13 protein-coding genes are annotated in these 17,472 nt (G+C 72.9%); 1 reads left to right on the forward strand and 12 read right to left on the reverse strand.

The features are described from left to right. Window positions 1–250 precede the first annotated feature (250 nt). A complete protein-coding gene (locus tag OG524_RS02100; RefSeq protein ID WP_405392699.1) occupies window positions 251–1,663 on the forward strand; it encodes a lipase family protein in 1,413 nt (470 codons plus the stop codon). 95 nt (window positions 1,664–1,758) lie between these two features. On the opposite strand, the gene OG524_RS02105 is transcribed toward OG524_RS02100, so the two are convergent. From OG524_RS02105 to OG524_RS02160, 12 genes are all read right to left on the reverse strand, one after another. Further along, the gene (locus tag OG524_RS02105; RefSeq protein ID WP_405392698.1) at window positions 1,759–3,309 is read right to left on the reverse strand and encodes a hypothetical protein; all 1,551 of its coding nucleotides are present in this window, start codon (window positions 3,307–3,309) and stop codon (window positions 1,759–1,761) included. A 6-nt stretch (window positions 3,310–3,315) separates the two neighbouring features. Further along, window positions 3,316–5,802 (reverse strand): GTPase-associated protein 1-related protein, encoded by a 2,487-nt coding sequence (locus OG524_RS02110; protein ID WP_405808773.1) that lies wholly within the window; start codon window positions 5,800–5,802, stop codon window positions 3,316–3,318. Then, window positions 5,799–6,989: a hypothetical protein gene (locus OG524_RS02115; RefSeq protein WP_384493561.1), complete on the reverse strand. Its 1,191-nt coding sequence runs from the start codon at window positions 6,987–6,989 to the stop codon at window positions 5,799–5,801. Before OG524_RS02115 ends, OG524_RS02110 begins: the two co-directional genes overlap by 4 nt. Further along, complete coding sequence (locus OG524_RS02120; RefSeq protein WP_405808775.1) at window positions 6,989–9,010, reverse strand: Hsp70 family protein; 2,022 nt, start codon at window positions 9,008–9,010, stop codon at window positions 6,989–6,991. The genes OG524_RS02115 and OG524_RS02120 overlap by 1 nt, the downstream gene beginning before the upstream one ends. Before the next feature lie 2 nt (window positions 9,011–9,012). Continuing rightward, complete coding sequence (locus OG524_RS02125) at window positions 9,013–11,163, reverse strand: AAA family ATPase (RefSeq protein ID WP_405808777.1); 2,151 nt, start codon at window positions 11,161–11,163, stop codon at window positions 9,013–9,015. Continuing rightward, window positions 11,160–12,596, reverse strand: coding sequence for a hypothetical protein (locus tag OG524_RS02130; protein ID WP_405808779.1), 1,437 nt, complete (start codon window positions 12,594–12,596; stop codon window positions 11,160–11,162). Before OG524_RS02130 ends, OG524_RS02125 begins: the two co-directional genes overlap by 4 nt. After that, on the reverse strand, window positions 12,593–13,243 hold the full coding sequence (locus OG524_RS02135; protein ID WP_405808781.1) for a 4Fe-4S single cluster domain-containing protein: 651 nt from the start codon (window positions 13,241–13,243) through the stop codon (window positions 12,593–12,595). Before OG524_RS02135 ends, OG524_RS02130 begins: the two co-directional genes overlap by 4 nt. Further along, window positions 13,231–14,343, reverse strand: a complete 1,113-nt coding sequence (locus OG524_RS02140; RefSeq protein ID WP_405392692.1) for a protein kinase domain-containing protein — start codon at window positions 14,341–14,343, stop codon at window positions 13,231–13,233. Before OG524_RS02140 ends, OG524_RS02135 begins: the two co-directional genes overlap by 13 nt. Window positions 14,344–14,345: 2 nt before the next feature. Further along, window positions 14,346–15,164: a protein phosphatase 2C domain-containing protein gene (locus OG524_RS02145; protein ID WP_405808783.1), complete on the reverse strand. Its 819-nt coding sequence runs from the start codon at window positions 15,162–15,164 to the stop codon at window positions 14,346–14,348. Further along, window positions 15,161–15,931, reverse strand: a complete 771-nt coding sequence (locus OG524_RS02150; protein ID WP_405392690.1) for a vWA domain-containing protein — start codon at window positions 15,929–15,931, stop codon at window positions 15,161–15,163. The genes OG524_RS02145 and OG524_RS02150 overlap by 4 nt, the downstream gene beginning before the upstream one ends. Then, window positions 15,924–16,190, reverse strand: a complete 267-nt coding sequence (locus OG524_RS02155; RefSeq protein WP_405392689.1) for a hypothetical protein — start codon at window positions 16,188–16,190, stop codon at window positions 15,924–15,926. The genes OG524_RS02150 and OG524_RS02155 overlap by 8 nt, the downstream gene beginning before the upstream one ends. Window positions 16,191–16,336: 146 nt before the next feature. Beyond that, a complete protein-coding gene (locus OG524_RS02160) occupies window positions 16,337–17,446 on the reverse strand; it encodes a hypothetical protein (protein ID WP_405392688.1) in 1,110 nt (369 codons plus the stop codon). Between the last annotated feature and the right edge of the window lie 26 nt (window positions 17,447–17,472).

The raw sequence follows: 17,472 nt of genomic DNA on the forward strand, positions 1-17,472 counted from the left end.
TGCCGGCACATTCTTGGCATGCACCTGTCGGCACGATCGGTTCGGTGCCGCCAACTGCGAAGCACGTCCGGGCAGATCGGCCGACCCACACCGACCGGACGGCGTTCCCACCCTCGTCAAGGAGCCGCTCGTGCCCACTCCGTACGGCTGCGCGTACAGGGCCGACGCGGCGTCCGCCGAACGGGCGCCGGACGCCGTCACCGCGCACGACATCGACAGAACCAGCTGATCGACGAACGAGGAGCACACCATGAGCCGCAGGAGTACCCGTCCCGCCTCCGCCGTCGCGGACCGATCCGCCGCACCTTGGGCCGCACAGGCCGGCCGCCGCAGCGCACCGACCGGGCTGCGTCTGCTGGCCGGCGTCGTCGCCGGCACCGTCTGCGTGGGCCTGTCCGCCGTACCGGCCTCCGCGGCCGGTACGGAGCCCGTCGTCTCCCGTGGGGTCACCATCCCCACGTTCTACAACCCGCCGTCCGAACTGCCGTCCGCCAACGGCGCGTTGATCCGGACCGAGCCGTTGCCGCTCGGGCTGAGCATTCCCGGTCTGAACGGCCGGCCGATGCCGGGCACCGCGACCCGACTGATGTACAGGTCCACCGACTCGGCCGGACAGCCCGTCGCCGTCACCGGTGCCTACATCGAGCCCTCCGCCGCGTGGAAGGGCACGGGACCGCGTCCTCTGGTGGCGCTGGCCTCCGGCACCATGGGCCAGGGTGACCAGTGCGCGCCCTCGTTCGCGCTGCAGCACCCGCTCACCCTCAACGGCGACACCGTGTCGGTGGGCTACGAGGCCCTGGCGATCTACCGCATCCTGGCCACCGGAGCGGCGGTCGTCGTCACCGACTACGTCGGCCTCGGCGCCACCGACCGGCTGCACACCTACGTCAACCGCCTCGACCAGGGACACGCCCTGCTGGACGCGGCCCGCGCCGCCCGCGCCGTGCCCGGCGCATCGGTCACCGCCGCTTCCCGTACGGGTCTCTACGGCTACAGCCAGGGCGGCGGCGCCAGCGCCTCCGCCGCCGAACTCCAGCCCTCCTACGCGCCCGACGTCCCCCTTTCCGGAACCTACTCCGGCGCGCCGCCTGCGGACCTGACCTCCGTCATGAAGGGAATAGACGGCAGCGCGCTCGCCGGTGCGCTGGCCTGGTCGATCAGTGGCTTCGCCCAGGCAGACCCCGACCTGCGGGCGGTCGTGGAGGCCAACATCAGCGCCTCGGGGAAGGCCGCGCTGAAGGACGCGTCGACCATGTGTGTCGGTGACGCGCTGTTCGGCTACGGCTTCACGAAGAGCAACAAGTGGACCACCAGCGGCAAGTCCATCGGCGAGATCATCGCCGCCGAGCCCCGCGCGAAGGCCGCCCTGGACAAGCAGCGCATCGGCGCGCTCAAGCCCGCCGGCCCGGTGCGCCTGGCCACCGGCGTCCAGGACGACATCGTCCCCCACGCGCAGGCCCGTCAGTTGGCCGCCGACTGGTGCGACAAGGGCGCGAACGTCACGTACGACGCCATCAAGCTGCCGAACCTCGGCGACAAGATACTCACCAACCACCTCGTGCCCCTCGTCACCGACCAGGGCGACGCCGTCTCGTGGCTGACGGACCGCCTCGCCGGCAAACCGGCCACCTCCAACTGCTGGACGATGCCCTTCCAGCCCTGACCTGCCACCCGCTCCGACACGTTCCACCGCGTCCACCGGGGTGTCGCCCCGGTGGACGCGGTGCTCGGCCCGTGGGTCCTGCGCACGGTGTCCGGTCAGCTCTGCAGGCACCAGTCGACGAACCGCGTGATGCTGCCGTCCACCTGGGCGTCCTCGTCCGCCACCGCGGCCGTGCAGAAGAAGCGGACCTCCTGGAATTCCAGTTCCATCGCCTGTACGAAGCTGGACAGGCCGAGCCCTTCACGGAGCCAGGCACGGGCGTCGTCGCTGTCGTCGAGGCGATCGGGCACCAGCCCGTGCTCGGCGAGCAGATCCGTCTTGCTGATGGCGACCGCCAGGCGCGAGCGCTTCAGCGGGGCGCCCATCGCGGCCACCGCGTGGACCGACCGGCCGAAGACCTCCTCCGGGTCGACGGTGGAGGCGAGGGTGCGGTCCGGCACGGCGCCGGGCGACGGTTCCAGAGTGGTCCAGAAATCCTTGACGGCCATCGGGTCCAGGACGAAGACGAAGGTGTGCGCTGCCTGGGCGTAGCGCAGTGCGTCGGTCTCGTCGCGGTCGACGAATCGCTCGCCGGCCGTGTCGAAGAGGTGGACCAGCCGCTCGGAACGACCGCTTCCGAGGACGAAGGAGTGCGCCCGGGGCAGTGCCTTCTGGGTGGCGCGGGTGTGTCCCCGCATCCGCAGGACCTCCCGGAGCACCTGGTAGTTGGCCTCGGAGTCCGCGTCGGCGAGGGTGATCGACGGCCCGCCGCGCGCCGCCGCGTTCTCCATCGACAGCAGCATGGCCGCCATCAGCTGCGTCTTGCCCGCCGCCTGTCCGCCGATCAGCGGGAGCACCACCTCCGGCATGTGGCCGGCGTCCGCGTTCATCGGCTTCCTGCAGGGCGGATAGACGCAGTACGCCTGGAGCCGTGCGTCCCTGCTCATCAGCATGAGCAGCGTCGGCATGCGCTCCCCGCACTCGCAGCGGCGCCGGAAGATGCCGTACGTCCCCGGCCGGATGTCCGCGTGCCGTCGCCGGCAGACCGGGCGGGGGCAGTCGTACGCCGGGTAGGGGACGCGTTCGAAGCAGTGCGGGCACAGCATCCCGGTGCGCAGCCGTTTCATCCACAGCACGGTCCGGTCGACGGCCCGCAGGGTGCCCGCGACGAACCGGGCACCGCCCATCAGCAGCACCACGACGAGCGCGTGCAGGAGCAGGAGCAGACCGATCAGGGGTACGGCCAGTGCGGCGCCCGTGCCGAGGCCGGCGTACAGCGTCAGGCCGTACGGCACGGTGATGGCCCGGCTCCGTACCGGGGCGGCGAACTGCCGCGAGGTCACCGTCCGGAAGGAGTCACCGACCACCCTCACGTACGACCGCCGTTCCAGCGTGAGGAGTTGGCGCAGATCCCGGAACGCCGGGCCGAAGAAGTAGTTGCGGTATGCCTTCACTTCCTCGTCCTGCGGAAGGTAGGGCGGCAGCGTCCGGAATTCGGGCGTGCGCCGGTGCAGGACGCCGATCAGGAGCCGTCCGTGTCCGGCGAGCAGTTGCATCACCAGTGCGAGACCCCGCAGGGCCGCGATGAACGGGGCGATGCCCAGGTACACCCAGAGCGCGCCGAGGTAGAGGATGGGTATGAGGACGTAGGCGATGATCTCGGCCACGGGGTGTCACTCCCCCTTCTTCTTCTGGGAGTTCTTCGGCTGCTGGGAGGTCTTCGGTGTCCCGTCGTCGCGGGCGGACGGGGCGCGGGTTCCGAGGAACGGGAGCTTCCGGGCCAGCTTCCGCGCACCGCTCGTCCGGTCCTCGACCTTCGCGTCGTACTCCTCTGCGAGCGCGGCGTCGTGGGGCCGTAGCCTGCTCGCCAGCCGTTTCACGTCGGCGAGCCGCCAGTGGTGGGCGGAATGGCGACGGACCTCGAAGACGGACTCCCGGTGGGCCTGCGAGAGTCCGAGTGTGGACATCGCGGCGACGGCTGCCACGTGATCGATCAGCGCGTCGTCGAAACTCTCGCCTCCCGTCACCACGTTGCGCACCGCCGAGAGGTACTGGTCCAGGGTGGAGTGGCCCGCCTTCACCATCAGGTCGGGGAGCCGGCCGATGTCCGCGGGCAGGCTCAGCACCACGGGCACCAGGCGGTACCGCTTGAGTGCCTGCGGCGCCGCGTGCAGGCCGGCTCCCGGGACCGAGAACGCCTTGACCAGTTCCGTGGCCTCACGGGCTTCGCGGAGCGCGGTGTCCAGGTCGATCGTGGTCAGGACGCGGTCCTGGGTGAGCGACGGCAACCAGGCGAATCGGCCACGGTGGGACAGCACGCGGCACAGGTGCAGACAGGCCGAGAGCTGGGCGTCGTCCCTGATCGGCTGGTTCAGTGCGCGGTCGAACCACTGGCCGACCGCCCCGTCCACGGGGGCCTTGGCAGGCAGCCCCTCGGCGATCAGGGTGGCCTCTTTGTGGGTCCAGATCCGCGAGGGGTGCCGCCACAGGGCATGCAGCAGGTCCTCGTCGGGCGAGGGGTTCTCGCGGACCTTGAGGATCTTGAACAGGATGGCGACGGTGCTCTGGGGTTCCCGTTCGGCCCTGGCACGCAGGTGGTGCTCCAGGAGCGTGGGGCGGCCTCCCAGGTCCCGCTCGTCGAGGAGTTCGGCGGGGAACTGCGAGAAGAGCTGTTCCTGTCCACCAGGTCGCTCCAGCGCCTCCTCCACCGCGACGGCCAGGGCTTCCCTCATCTCGGGCAGTACGCGGACGAGTTCGGCCACCTCCTGGCGGAATCCGGGTGCGGTGGACGCTCCGAGCAGGGTGCGGGTCAGGGTCAGCGTCTCGCGCGCGAAGGTCTCCGGTGCCGTCGGAAGTCCTGCCCCGAGCGCCCAGAGCAGGAGCCGCGCCCGCTGGCGGTTGTTCCGCACCTCGGTCTCCAGCAGTCGTTCCCACAGTGCGGTGGCCCGTTCGCGCACGGCACGGTCGGAGATCGGTACGGGTTCGACGGCGTCCTCGGCACCGGTCATGAAGGAGCGCATGCGAGCCCCGTGCAGTTTCCCCTCGATCTCCTGGTGGACCTCGGAGTCACCACCGGCCTTCGCGGCGGCGCTGAGCGCCGCCAGCCGTCCGTCGTCCAGGTCCCGGTGCTTGCGGTGGATGTCCGCGGCGACGGCCGCCCGGCGCGGTCCCAGGTGGTCGGCGTCGGCCAGCCAGTCGATCACCTGGCGTACGTCGGCCGTGGTGAGCGCGATGTCTCCCGAGGCCGCCGCCGCGGCGACGGGGGCGTACCAGTCGTCCGGGGTCTCCTCGGCGCCCCGGACGTAGTCCGCCGTCCACGACCAGACGGGCCGGACGGAGCCGACCCCGATCCGGGTGAGGAGGAGCACCAGGCCCGGGACGGTGACTTCGGGGAAGACGCCCCGGGAGAAGTCGAACACGGTGTAGGCGGCCTCGTCGTCCGGCCCGAAGTCGAGCTGCGCCTCGGGCACCGTGCCGATCAGGTGCAGTCTGCTGCGGGCCGGACGGAAGACGTAGGTGGCGAAGGAGAGGCGGCGGGCGAGCGGGGGCGGCAGCAGGTAGGACACGGCGGCGAACCAGCGCGCGATCCGCTCGGTCGAGTGGTCGATCACCACCACCGAGCCGTGTTCGATCAGCGCGGCGAACACGGCGGCCAGCAGATTGGGCAGCTGGTCCGCGTGGGCATGGCCGCGCAGGAAGTCGCGCACCGTCCGGGCGTCGAGCGGGCCGCGCGGAGGTCGCGCGAGCGCGGGGATCTCCGTGCTCGGGGACACCGTGCGGGTCCAGACCGGGGAGTTCCACAGCTCGATCCCGAGCATCCCGCCCGCGTCCGCCCGGAAGTTCTCGCTGTGCAGGGCGTGGGCGAAGTAGTTGCCGAAGCGGCGGGCCGAGTCCCGGCCCACGTACCGCACGCACAGCGTGGTGGCGCTGTGTCCCGCCCGGTCGTTGGGCTGGTGGCAGAGGTTGACCGGGCAGCGCTCCAGCAGCTCCGGGGTGTCGGACTCCGCCATCGAGCGCGGCGGCTCGTACCCGGCCAGCGCCTCCGCGGCCTGCCGGGTCTCGGCGCTGACACCCGCGCTGACGGCGTTGAACTGGAATCCGGAGAACCCGCTGAGCCCGTGCTCGCACGAGGTGTAGTACAGCTGCTGGAAGTGTGTCATCCGCGGCCGGCCTTCGGCACCGAACCGAACTCGCTGAGCAGCCACAGCAGCGGATCGGCAACCCGGTAGGGCTGGATGCCGGTGGGGGCGACCCGGGCGTCGGACGTGGGGTTGCGGCCGAGGGAGGAGACGCCGAAGTACCGGTAGCGGGAGTAGTGGTTGTCCAGCAGGTGATCGATCGGCACGCCGTCCCAGTCCTTCAGGAGCCGGCGCACCTCCTCGTGGACGCTGAGGCTGTCGCTCACGTCGAAGCGGCCGCGCGCGGGCGCGTAGTCACGCAGCGGGCTGCTGGGCTCCAGCAGGTGCCAGAAGGCGTCCATCTTCGAGAAGACGACGGCGATCGGCGTGTCGATCTTCTGCGCGGACCGGCCGCTGCGGGGTGCGAGCAGCAGGTTGGTGACCCGTGAGAGCACGTTGATGGGGGAATCCAGTCCCTCGGCGCCGGGCAGCGGTGTGCCCGGCAGTGCCCCGTCCCGGGCGCCGGGCATCTGCAGCGGGTCGAGCAGGAGGACGATGCCGTCGGCTCCGGTCAGGTAGCGCGTGTTGAGCTCCACGCTCTCGCGGGAGCTGAAGTCCTCACCTGCGGTGTCGAAGAACGACAGGACGGAGTGCTGCGGGCGGTCGCCGAGCAGGGTGCGCCGGCGCAGACCGAAGCGGAAGACCAGCGGGTCGACCCGGTTGAGGCTGGTGGAGGCGGTCTGGGTGCCGGGGAACATCTGGTTGTCGCGGTAGAGACGGTCCTCGTAGTCGGAGCTGTAGCGCCGCATCGTGGCGTCGTCCAGGCCTGTCAGGGCGGCCCCGAACGCCTCGCCCACCCGGTTGCGCATCTCGTGCAGGAGCACCGTCATGTAGACGGTCTTTCCGGTCGCCTTCGCGCCGACCATGGCGATCAGGCGGTTGTCCACCATGCCGAACTGGACGGGCAGCCCGGAGTGGCACACCGGGCAGATCCGGTAGGTGGTCGAGCCGTCGCAGTCCGGGCAGACGGCCGTGGGTTTGCGGCCGTCCGCGGCGAAGTCCGGGCCGAGGTCGTGGCTGCGTCGCGGGCCCATCCGCTGGTCGAGCACCTCGTCGCGGCGGTTCTGGCACTGCTTACCGGTCCTGCTCAGGCGGCTGTTGCAGCGGAACCGGATCTCGCGCGGGGCGAAGTTCTCGTAGCAGTAGGGGCAGGTGAGGCGTCTGGTCATCAGGTCACTCGCAGTCTGTGCAGCGCCGTCGGGCGGATGTCGATGCCGGAGTCGGTGCCCGCGTTCGCGTCCGCGGGGAAGCAGACCAGCCACGACGGGCCCCGGGTGGGGGGCAGCGGGAATTCCACGGTCAGAGGGGTGCCGGCGGAGAGTCGTTGCGCGGGTACCTCGTGCAGCACCGTGCCCTCGGCCGTGCTGGTGGGGCGGAACCGGCCGAGGCTGTGCACCAGATGGAGACCGGGCAGGTCACAGGCGGTCCGGGAGGTGAAGGTGACGGATGCCGTCCGGCCTCTGAGGCGCCTGCGTACGGTCGGCTCGTACTCGACCACGGGCGGCTCGGTGGGAACGAGCAGGGACGACGCCCCCTCGCAGTCCCTGCCGAGGTCCGCGACCAGGGCCTCCACGGTGACGGTGACCGCCCCTCGGCCGACGGCCAGGTCGAACCCGCCGTCGTGTTCGTACACCCGGCGGCGGCACACGACGTCCCCGTCGTCGGGCCCCTGCCCCGCGGAGCCGCCCTCCCGCCGCCAGCGGACCCGCGCGGTGAGCGCGCCGTCGGGCCAGGCCCACAGGACCAGGAGATGGCCCCCGCGCCGGATCGCCTGGAGCTCCCCGACGGGTACGGCGAAGCGTGCCTGCGGATCGGCGGAGGGCTGCGACGGGCGCGGGGCGGCGGTGTCGTCCGAGGCCGGGGCGGACTGTTCCGGTGGCTCGGGGGCGGGTTCTTCGGAAGCTGGTTCGGAGGCCCGTCCGGAGGCCCGTCCGGGGGCCCGTCCGGGGGCCGGTCCGGCCTCGGGGGTCGAGGGCGGCGGCGGCTCCGGTGTCCGCCGGGGGCCGGGGACCGTGGTGGGCCCGCCCCCGGTGTGCGGGGCTTCCGTGTGCGGGGCGGCCTTGCCCGGGTCCGCTGCCGCGTCCTGGTGCCGGGCGTCGGTCGCGGTCGGGGTGTCGTCCGGCCGCGTTTCGGGGTCGGGGTCCTCCGGCGCGTGCCCGGTACGGGGGTCCGGGTCCGGGTCCGTGACGGAGTCGGGGGGAAGGGGGTCCGTGCGGACGTCACCCACGTCCGCACGGGGGTGTCCGCCCGCCGCGCCGCCGTATCCGGCGTCGGCCCCGCCGTATCCGGCATCGGCGCGGACCTGCCTCGGAGCAGGGCCGGTGATGACGCGCAGGACTCCGAAGTCGCGCAGCTCCAGCAGGCCGCGGATGACGGCGAGTTCGGGGAACCGGCAGCGCACCGTCAGACCCTGTGCGGCCGGCATCCCCTCGATCTCGGCCCGGCGGCCCGGCATGGCGCACAGACCACCGGCGAGCAGCACGGCTCCCACCGCCGGTTCGGCGGTGGACAGTTGCTCCGTCACAGCGGCGAGCGCGCGCTCCCGCAGCGGCGCCACCGCCCGCTCGAAGGTGGCCCGGTCCAGGGTCAGGGCGTGCCGGCCTCCCTCGGCATCGCTCACGGACTCGGTGACGGAGTCCGATGTGCCGAGCGACAGCCGTAGGAGCCCGGCAGCCCGGCGCGGGTCCACCCCGTCCGGCACCCGGCCGGCGAGTTCGGCGGCGATCGCGGCGTCCCAGTCGTCCCCGCCGATCGGCAGGCTGTGTGTCCGCACCACGTGCACGGTGAGGTCGGGGGCGATGGCCAGGACGCTCAGGTCCAGCGTCCTCGCCCCCTGGTCACAGACCAGGACCGTGTGGTCCACGCCCTCGGCGACCGCCCCGTAGTGCAGGGCGACGGCCACCGGGGCCGGTACGACACGCTCGACGTCGAGACCGGCGCTCTCCGCCGCGCGCCGCAGCTCGTCCTCCCGCCCACCGGACGCGGGCACACCCAGGACGACCGTCCGGTCCGGCTCGGCCGCCGCGGCCGCCGATCCGTCCGGTGCGGGCCCGAACAGCTGGGGCAGTGCCCGGCCCGGGTCGAGGACGCCGTCCGTTCCCTCCAGCTCGGTCGCGGTCACGTCCGGCCGGCCGTCGGGACCGATCCGTCCGATGCGCCCGAAACGGTGTCCGAGGTCGATGGCGATCATGTTCACCCGCTCCCTTCCGCGACGGACGGGCCCGTGCCGTCGGCCGTGACCCGCACCGTGCCCTCGGGCCCCACGCCCACCCGGAGCCGGGCGCCCGGGGCCGGCCGGTGCTCCAGCAGATGGCGGACGACGGCCGTCCGCACCTGCTCCAGTTCGTTGCGGATCTGCCGCCCGCCGTACGCCTGGTGCTCGGGGTCCGACATCCGCTCGCTGATCCACGGGTGCAGGGTGTCCGCGTCGGGAACCAGCTCCACCCGGTGGCGTTCGCGGACCGACTCGGTGAGCTGCGCCAGCAGCCGGTCGGCGATCCTGACGACGTGCTCGCGTCGCAGCATGTCGAAGACGACCACGCCGGGCTTGAGCCGTCCGTAGATCTCGGGCCTGCCGATCTGCCGGAACTTCTCCTCCACCGCCCGGGTGAAGTGCGTCTCCAGTTCGGCGTACGAGAGCTCGTCGCGTTCCTCCAGCAGGCTCTGCAGCGCATCCGCCCCCGTGTTGGAGGTGAAGATGATCAGGCACTGGGAGAAGTACGCGGTCTGGCCCCGCCCGTCGGTGAGCCGTCCGTCCTCCAGGACCTGAAGGAACTTGTCCAGCACCTTGGGGTGCGCCTTCTCGATCTCGTCGAAGAGCAGCACGCTGAACGGCCGTTCCTGCACCCTGCGGGTCAGCTCCCCGCCCTGTTCGTAGCCGATGTAGCCCGGGGGCGCGCCGGCCAGGCGCTCGGCGGCGTGCTCCTGCTGGTACTCGCTCATGTCGAAGCGGGCGTAGGCACCCTGGTCGCCGAACATCATCTCGGCGACGGCTTTGGCGAGTTCGGTCTTGCCGACGCCCGTGGGGCCCACGAAGAAGAAGGCTCCCCGGGGGCGCGCGGTCCCTGAGTTGCCGAAGTCGACGCCGACGAAGGCGGACTGGAGGGCCGACGCGACGGCGTCCACGGCCGTGGACTGGCCGACGACCCGGTTCCCGAGGACGTCGGCGGCGCGCGCGACGGTCTCCCGGTCGAGCTGGGTCCACGGGTCGACGCTCACGTTGAGCCGGTGCATCTCCAGCAGCTTGTCCGGCTTCTGCAAGGGGGCGTTGCGCAGCCACGAAGTCCTGGCCAGGGATTCGATGTCCCAGCCCGCCATGCCGTCGGTGGCCCCCACGAGGCCTTCGAGATCGGCGCGTGAGGCGTGCTGCGCCCCGTTGAAGTGCCGCTGCAGCCAGGCCAGCCACAGCCGCCGCTCGCTCGGGTCGGGCGGGCCGATGTGCAGGGTGGCGATCCTCGGGTCCTCCAGGTGGAACCAGCCGGGCAGCCGCCCGACGTCGCCCACCGCGCACAGCACGGTGTTGCGGGCGTGCGGTCCCCCGCCCGTGGCGGAGTGCGGGGTCACGGCGTCCGTCATCGCGGCGCGCAGCCGCAGGTAGCCCAGGTGTGATTCGGGCCGGCCGGGCGGGAGGTGGTGGTCGACGTCCTCGAAGACGAACGCGGTGGCCGCGTCCGGCGAGGAGACGAGACGCTGCACGACGGCGACGACGTCCTCGAAGGAGCGGGGCCGTCCCGACGGCCGAGGGGTGAGCAGGCGCTCCCGGCCCCGTTGCCGCTCGTCGCCGCGCCGGGTGCGGGCCGCGCCGGTCCCGTCGTCGTGCGGCTGGTCCGCGGGTTCCTGTCCCTCCCCGGGCCGTTCCGCCGCCGGGCCGGCCTGGGATCCGTCCGGCACACCCCGTCGCTCCCAGGGCCGTCCTCCAGCGTCGTCCGCCGTCGTCCCGGCCGTCGTCGTGCCGGCCGCCTCGCCGCGGTTTCCCTCCCGCGGTCGCGCGTCCCGCAGGCGGTCGAAGCGCTCCGCGTGGCCCGGGATCGGGAAGGTGAGCCCGTCCACCGGGTCCCACCAGCCGACGACCTCCGCCCCGCGCAGTTCCAGCATTCCGGCGACCACCGCCCGGAAGGAGGCGGGCCGGTCCTCGAACCACCAGCGGTCCCTGATCTGTCCGTTCAGGATCACCTGGCGTCCGCGGCGCAGCTCCCAGCCCAGGGACACGGCCCACAGCGGCATCATGGCGTCCGCGGCGGCCGGTTGCCCCTCCCCCGCGGGCCAGCTCCGGCCGTCCGTACGCCCGGGGCGCTCCGTGCCACCGACCCCGTTCGCCTGCTTGGACCATTCGACGGTGCTCACCGGGTCCACTTCCACTCCGCGCCCGGCAGCGGCTCGGCGCGCCGCGACGGCGGTTTGCCCTGCCAGGTGAGCTCGTCGGGGACGAAGCCGTCCCGCTCGACGATCGCTTCGTGCACCCGTTCCAGGAGCTCTTCCGTGGTGTCGCAGACCGCGGCGCCCGGCTCGGGACGCAGCGTCACGTCGGGCTCGCCGTCGACGTGATAGACGAGGACGGGGGTACCTCCGTCGTCCGTGCCGATCGTGGTCTCGTACGTCGCTCCGCCGGGGCGTTCGAAGCTGAGCACCACGCGCTCGCCCTCCTCCTCGCCGCTGACGAACGCGAAGCCCTCGCCGACCATGGCGTCCTGCAGCGCCTGCGCGAGATCCATCCGCCGGGTGAGGGCCAACTGCAGCTCGTCCAGTCTGAGTTCGGCGCCGGGCAGCAGCTCCTCCAGCGCGGCGACCCCGGCGAGCGCGGCGTCGGCCGCGTGCGCCTCGAGCGGGCGGGTGACGGCGCTCAGTGCCGTCTCCAGCCGCTCGGCGAGTTCGGGGTCGGCGAGCTCGCGGGCCTCGTCCGCCGCCGCTTGGGCGGAGCTGCGCACGACGCCCAGCCGGTCCGTCGCCTCGGCGAGCGCCGCCGCGAGCCGTTCGTGCTCCGCCTCCTGGGCCGCGGCCTGCGCGGCCTCCTCCTCGGCGGCCTGCTCCTCCGCCTGCCGCCGCGCCTCGTACGCCTGTTGTGCCTGCCGCTGCTCGTCGGCCGCCCGCTGCGCCGCGGTCGCAGCGAGCCGGGTGAGTGCGTGTTCCACCGTGCCGAGCAGTGCCTGGAAGCGGGTCTCCGCGCCGGGGCCCGCCGCGGCACGCAGTTCACCGAGCAGGTCGACGCAGCGCTTGTGCCCGTCCGGGTCGTGCTGCCCGGCGTCCGGCCCGATCCCGGCGAGCCTCGCCTCCAGTCCGGCCAGGACGGCGCCGTGGTCTGCGCCCCGCCCGGGGGCTTCCCCGCCGCCGCTCAGCAGGACGACCCGGCCGCGCAGCTCCTCGATCGCCCCGTCGATCTGTTCCGCGCGGTCGATCCTGCTCTGGAGGGCATCCAGCTGCTGCTCGAACTGGGCCGTTTCCGGGCCGGATCCGCCGGCCCGGGCCAGCAGGTCCCGCACTTCGGCAAGGCGGCGCGCCTCGGCACCGGCCTGCTCCTGGCGTATCCGGGAGACGTGGGCCTGCTGTTCGGCCGTCCGCCGGTTCACCAGCTCGGTCTTCCTGCGCTCGGCCTCCGCCAGGGCCTTCTCCCTGCGTGCCGCCATCTCCTCGGCCCGCCGGGCGGCGCGCTCGGCCCGTTCCCTGGCGCGCTGGGCGTCCCGCCGCTGGCGTGCCGCCGCCTGGGCCCGGCGCCGTTCCGCCTCGCGCCGCGCGTAGGCGGGGGAGACCCTGACCGTGGCGTACTTCGGTGATCCGCTCATGATTCCCTCCGTGCTTCGGTGTGCAGCACGAAGCCCCGCGCCGCGAGTTGTCGCTCGAACCCCTCCCGGAAGCCGGGAGCGGGGGGCACCCCCGCCCAGGAGAGTGATCCGTCGGCCTCCACGGACAGTTCGACGCCGGCGCTGATGTCCGGCTCGGTCGCCGTGGAGGCGTAGCGGTCGGTGAGGGCGACGATGCGCTGGTTGGACGAACCCCGCCAACGCAGCCCGCCGTGCAGTGACGCCACGTACGGGCCGTCGACGAGCAGGTCGAGGCGTCGCAACAGCGCGAGGCGCTCCGGGCCGCCCCTGCGCAGTGCCTCGTGCCGGAACCCGGAGTACGCCATCGCGCTGAAGTCGGGGCGGCGGGTACGGACGGTGTCGAGCAGTTCGGCCAGGCCGGCCGCCTGGCTGAAGGGCTCTCCGCCGGACAGGGTGACGCCCTCCACGTCGGGCAACCCGCAGAGCCAGTCGGCGAGTTCGGCCACGGTGTGGGTGGTTCCGCCCTCGAACGGCAGCGTCTCCGCGGCCACGCAGCCCCGGCAGCGCAGCGGGCAGCCCTGCACCCAGATCACCGCTCGGGATCCCGGGCCCAGGACGGTACAACGGTCCAGCCTCCTGGCCACCGAGAGAAGGGTCAGCTCTGCCATGCGGCGTTCTCCTCCACGGAGTTCTCCTTCACGTCCTTCACGTCCTTCGTCCCGTCGCGCCGGTGGGGTGCGGGCCGGGCCGGACAGCTGTCGGCGGCACGTTCGGCCAGGTCGCACCAGGGGCACCACGGCCGTTCCACCGTGTGCGTGTGCAGGGGGTTCGTCCCGCAGGTCCTCAGCCGCCCGGGAGCCGACTCCGCCGCCAGCGCCCCGGCCCAGGCCGCCGCGGTGGGCCTCACCCCGCCGAAGGCGGCCCTGAGGAGGTCCCCGATCCGTCGCGGCAGCAGGTCGGCGGGCGGCGCCGACCTGGGCAGGACCACCGAGGCCCGGTCGAGCAGGCGGCACCGGCCGTGCAGGATGTTGTCGTCGTACGAGAGGTAGTCGGCGCCGTCCGCGGGATGTCCGGCGAAGGGGTGGAGTCCGCACATCAGCAGCTGGTGGACCAGCACGGCGAGCACGAAGTCGTCCGAGGCCGCGTCCGGAGCGGTGCCGGCGGGTGCGCCGATCCGTTCGGGGGCCGTGTAGCCCGGGGAACCCATCCGTCCGGGGAACGTCTCGCCGCCGTCCGTGAACTGCCAGGAGTCCACGTCCGCGATGCCGACCCCGCCGTCCGCGTCGACCCAGAGGTTGTCCGGCTTGAGGTCGCCCACCACATAGCCCTCGGTGTGCAGGTCGGCGAGGAGGCGGGCCAGTGAGAGCGCCGCGGCGAGTCCGGTGGCCCAGGTCGCCCGGGGCAGGAGCACACGGCGGGCGTCCGGCGTCAGCAGGTGCACGAACGGCTGGTGGGCGTGACGCATGTCGGTCATCACATAGCCGTCGATCCCGTCGGCGCCCTGGCTCCCCGCCCGTACCCCGATCATCGGCCAGGCGACCCTGGCCGGGGTCGCGGAGAGCAGCCGGACGGTGCGCGGCTCGCGGCGCTGCCGGACCAGGCGGGCGATGCGGCGGCGGTAGGCCTGCGGGTCGGGCGGCTCGGGGACGAGCTTGGCGACCAGGGGGCGTGCCTCGTCGACGGCGTACACGACGCCTTCGGAGCCGCTGCCGATCCGCTCGGTGAGGGACCAAGCGCGTCCGTTCTCCGACATCACAGTGAGGGCCACCGTCAGCTTCCCTCCGTCAGGGCGCAGAGCACGGTCAGGTCGTCGCCGGTCCGTGCCGCCTGCGGTCCGGAGAGCAGGGCACGCAGGGGTGCGGCGTCGCCACCGTTCGCGCGGAGCGTCGCGGCGAGCCCGCAGAAGAAGCGTTCGGACGGCAACGGGCCTGCCTGTGGTGGCAGTTCGCGGGCGGAGGGGTGATCGAGGGTCAGCGCCGCGCAGCCGTCCGTGGCGAGGACGACCCCGCTGAGTTCCGGCTCCCACACCACGAACGTCCGCACCCGCAGGGCGGCTCCGGGCGAGGAGAGGAAGACCGGTCCCGGCGTTCCGGGGGCGGGCGGCGGCAGGACCAGGTGGCATCGCTCGCCCTCCCGCTGCGCGTTCCCGGTCCCGGCGGGTCCGCGGGTCAGCACCGTGCCGAAGCAGTCGCCGACCGAGACGAAGGCCGCCCACGGTGGCCGTACGACCGCAGCGACCATCGTGGCGGCCAGCGCACCGGCCTCCACCGGCTCCGACGGGGCGGTCGCCTTCAGAACGCCCTCGACGGCCCGCAGATAGTCCGCGACCACCCGGGCACCTCCCGCGACGGTCCACCGGGTCCACACCTCCGGGGGGTCGTCCGCGTCGGGTATGTCCTCGGCCAGGACCCGGCAGGCCGTGTCCACGGCGATGTGCGCGCCGAGGGCGCTGCGTTCGCGGCCTCCGGCGCCGTCCGCGACGGCGAGCACCGCCGTCGCGCCCAGATCGACCGCCTTGAAGGCGTCCTGGCACCCCAGTCCCGCGGCCAGGTGCCCGGTCCCCTGGACGACGGCCCCGGCGATGATCACTGGTGTCTCTCCTCGAGCAGGCGCAGGCGCCGCTGCCGCTCCACGAGACCGGCCACCTGTCCGTGGATCTCGTCGGCGGCCTGAACCGCCCCGATCCGGTCCGAGCTCTGGAACAGCAGATCGAGGATCTGTCCGAAGTCGAGCCCTTCCAGCATCAGCGCACCCTTGGGCGCGAGGACGCGCAGCAGTTCCAGGTCGGCGCCCCGCACCCCGATCGCCTGCAGTACGCACTCGCCCCGTTCCTCGCCCCTGCGCACCTTCGCCGCCGTACCGGCCAGGGCTGCGGGGTCCATCCGATCCCCGTTCCCGTCGCTCGGCGCCCCGTCCGTCAGGACCCACAGGAACGGCCGGCGCACCTGGACCTGTGCGGCCTGCAGGGCCTGGTGCCGCGCCCTGGCCAGATCGAGCGCCGTCTCGACGGCCTCCGTCATCCGGGTGAGCCCGGATGCCTCGAGCCGGGGCGGGCGCATCGTGTCCACGGGCACGAAGAGCCGGTCCGGCGCGGCTTCCTCGACCGGCACCAACAGCTCCCGGGCCGGGTCGAAGACCCTCACGTGGGAGTCGAAGGTGATCAGGCAGACCTCCACCCGCGCGCGCAGTCTCGGTTCCGCCCGCACCCCGTCGAACCAGCGGACCAGTGCCTCGTTGAGCTCGTCGATCCGGGGGCTCCCGACCGGCCGGCCCATGGAGGCCGACGTGTCGAGGAGCAGGACGACGGGCTGCCGTTCGTCGTAACCCTCCGCGAGGCCGAAGCCGTACTCACTCATCCTCTGCCGCCTCGGACGCTCCGTGCTCCTGCCGTGCCGCGTCGGACGCTCCGTGCCCCTGCCATGCCGCGTCGAACGCGACAAGTCCCTGCCGTGCCGCGTCGTAGCGCACGACGACCTCCGTTCCCGGTGGCATCCCCGGGGGGTCCGGAAGCATGCGCAGCAGCACGCCTTCGACCAGTACGTACGCATCGGGAGCCGGCCAGGTGACGATCCGGCCCGCTGCCCCATGACCCCATTCATCCATCCCGCCACTCATGCGCCCAAGGTAGGTGACGCCGCGTCAACTGCGCGGGCCACAGAAGAAATTGATTGTCAGTAGATGTCCAGGACACCTCGGTCTGCGCCCCCCGTGCCCCCGTGAGCTCCCGCGCGCAGACCGAGGCGCCCTTCCATTCCAGCGGATCAGCCGGTCGGCCGCCGGTCGCGGACCGGTCGAATTCCGGCCGCGATGCGCTCGACGAGTTCGGCCGCTTCGGCGGTACGCACCACGAAGTGGACGTCCCAGCGCGCCCCGCCGGCCAACTCCGCCTCCACGGCGGCCCATACGGCGGCCAGGCTGACCTGGTAGGACAGCCCTCCGCGCCCCGAGCCGAGCAGCGGGAAACACACCGAGCGCAGCGGCGGAGTATGGCGGTCGCTCTCCTCCGCGAGCACGGCCAGCGCCCGGGACACCGACCGGGTCACGTCGGCCGGCAGCACGTTGTAGTCGTTCGTTCCGGCCCGGGGGACGGCGATCGCCGCGTGGTAGATCCGCCGCACCCCCTGTCCGGCCAGGGCTCCGGATCCGGTGGCCGCCACGGTGCCGGGCAGCACCGCGCGCCCCGAAGTGCCGTGCCGTACCGCCCACTCGCGCAGCTCCTGGGGGAGCGGGTCCTCCAGTACCGCCCCCGTCACACCGCGCACGGAGGCCGCGCGGCGCAGCGACGCGGCGATCGACGCCTTGTAGGGCTCGGGCAGCGCGAGATGGACGTTGGACGGGGAGACGACCACGTCCACGTCACGCAGCATGTCCACGGGGTGGACATGGACGCTGAACCTGACGGGCCGGTCACCGGCCCAGGCCTCCACGGTCCGATGGGTTCCGGCGCCCCACCCGTCCCCCACGGCACCGGTCGGCGCCTCGGTCTCCTCCGCCAGCAGCCGCACGATGTGTTCGGCGATCTGGCCGAGGACCATCACCTCGTGGTCCTTGCGGAAGCGCTCGACACTCACCCCGTACACCGAGGCCGCCCTGGCCCGGCGGGAGGACGCGGGCCAGTCCTTGGTGCCCTGTGCCAGGCCCAGCGTGTACTCGGCGGCGATGCGCAGCGTCCCCGCGTCCAGGCGCGACACGGCGAGGCGCAGCAGTGCCTCCACGGCCGCGCCCGGCGTCCGGGCGGTGACCGCGGTCACCGCCTCGGCGGCCGACTCCAGCGCGGGCAGCGCGCGCCCTCGCAGCCGGACCAGTCCCGTGCGGCGAACTTCCTTCAGTTCAGGCAGAACTGACCCGTAGTCAAGGTTGGAGGATGCCATGCGACCACCATGGCACCACTCTTCAT

The organism is Streptomyces sp. NBC_01520, from assembly GCF_045040375.1.
GTDB lineage: Bacteria > Actinomycetota > Actinomycetes > Streptomycetales > Streptomycetaceae > Streptomyces.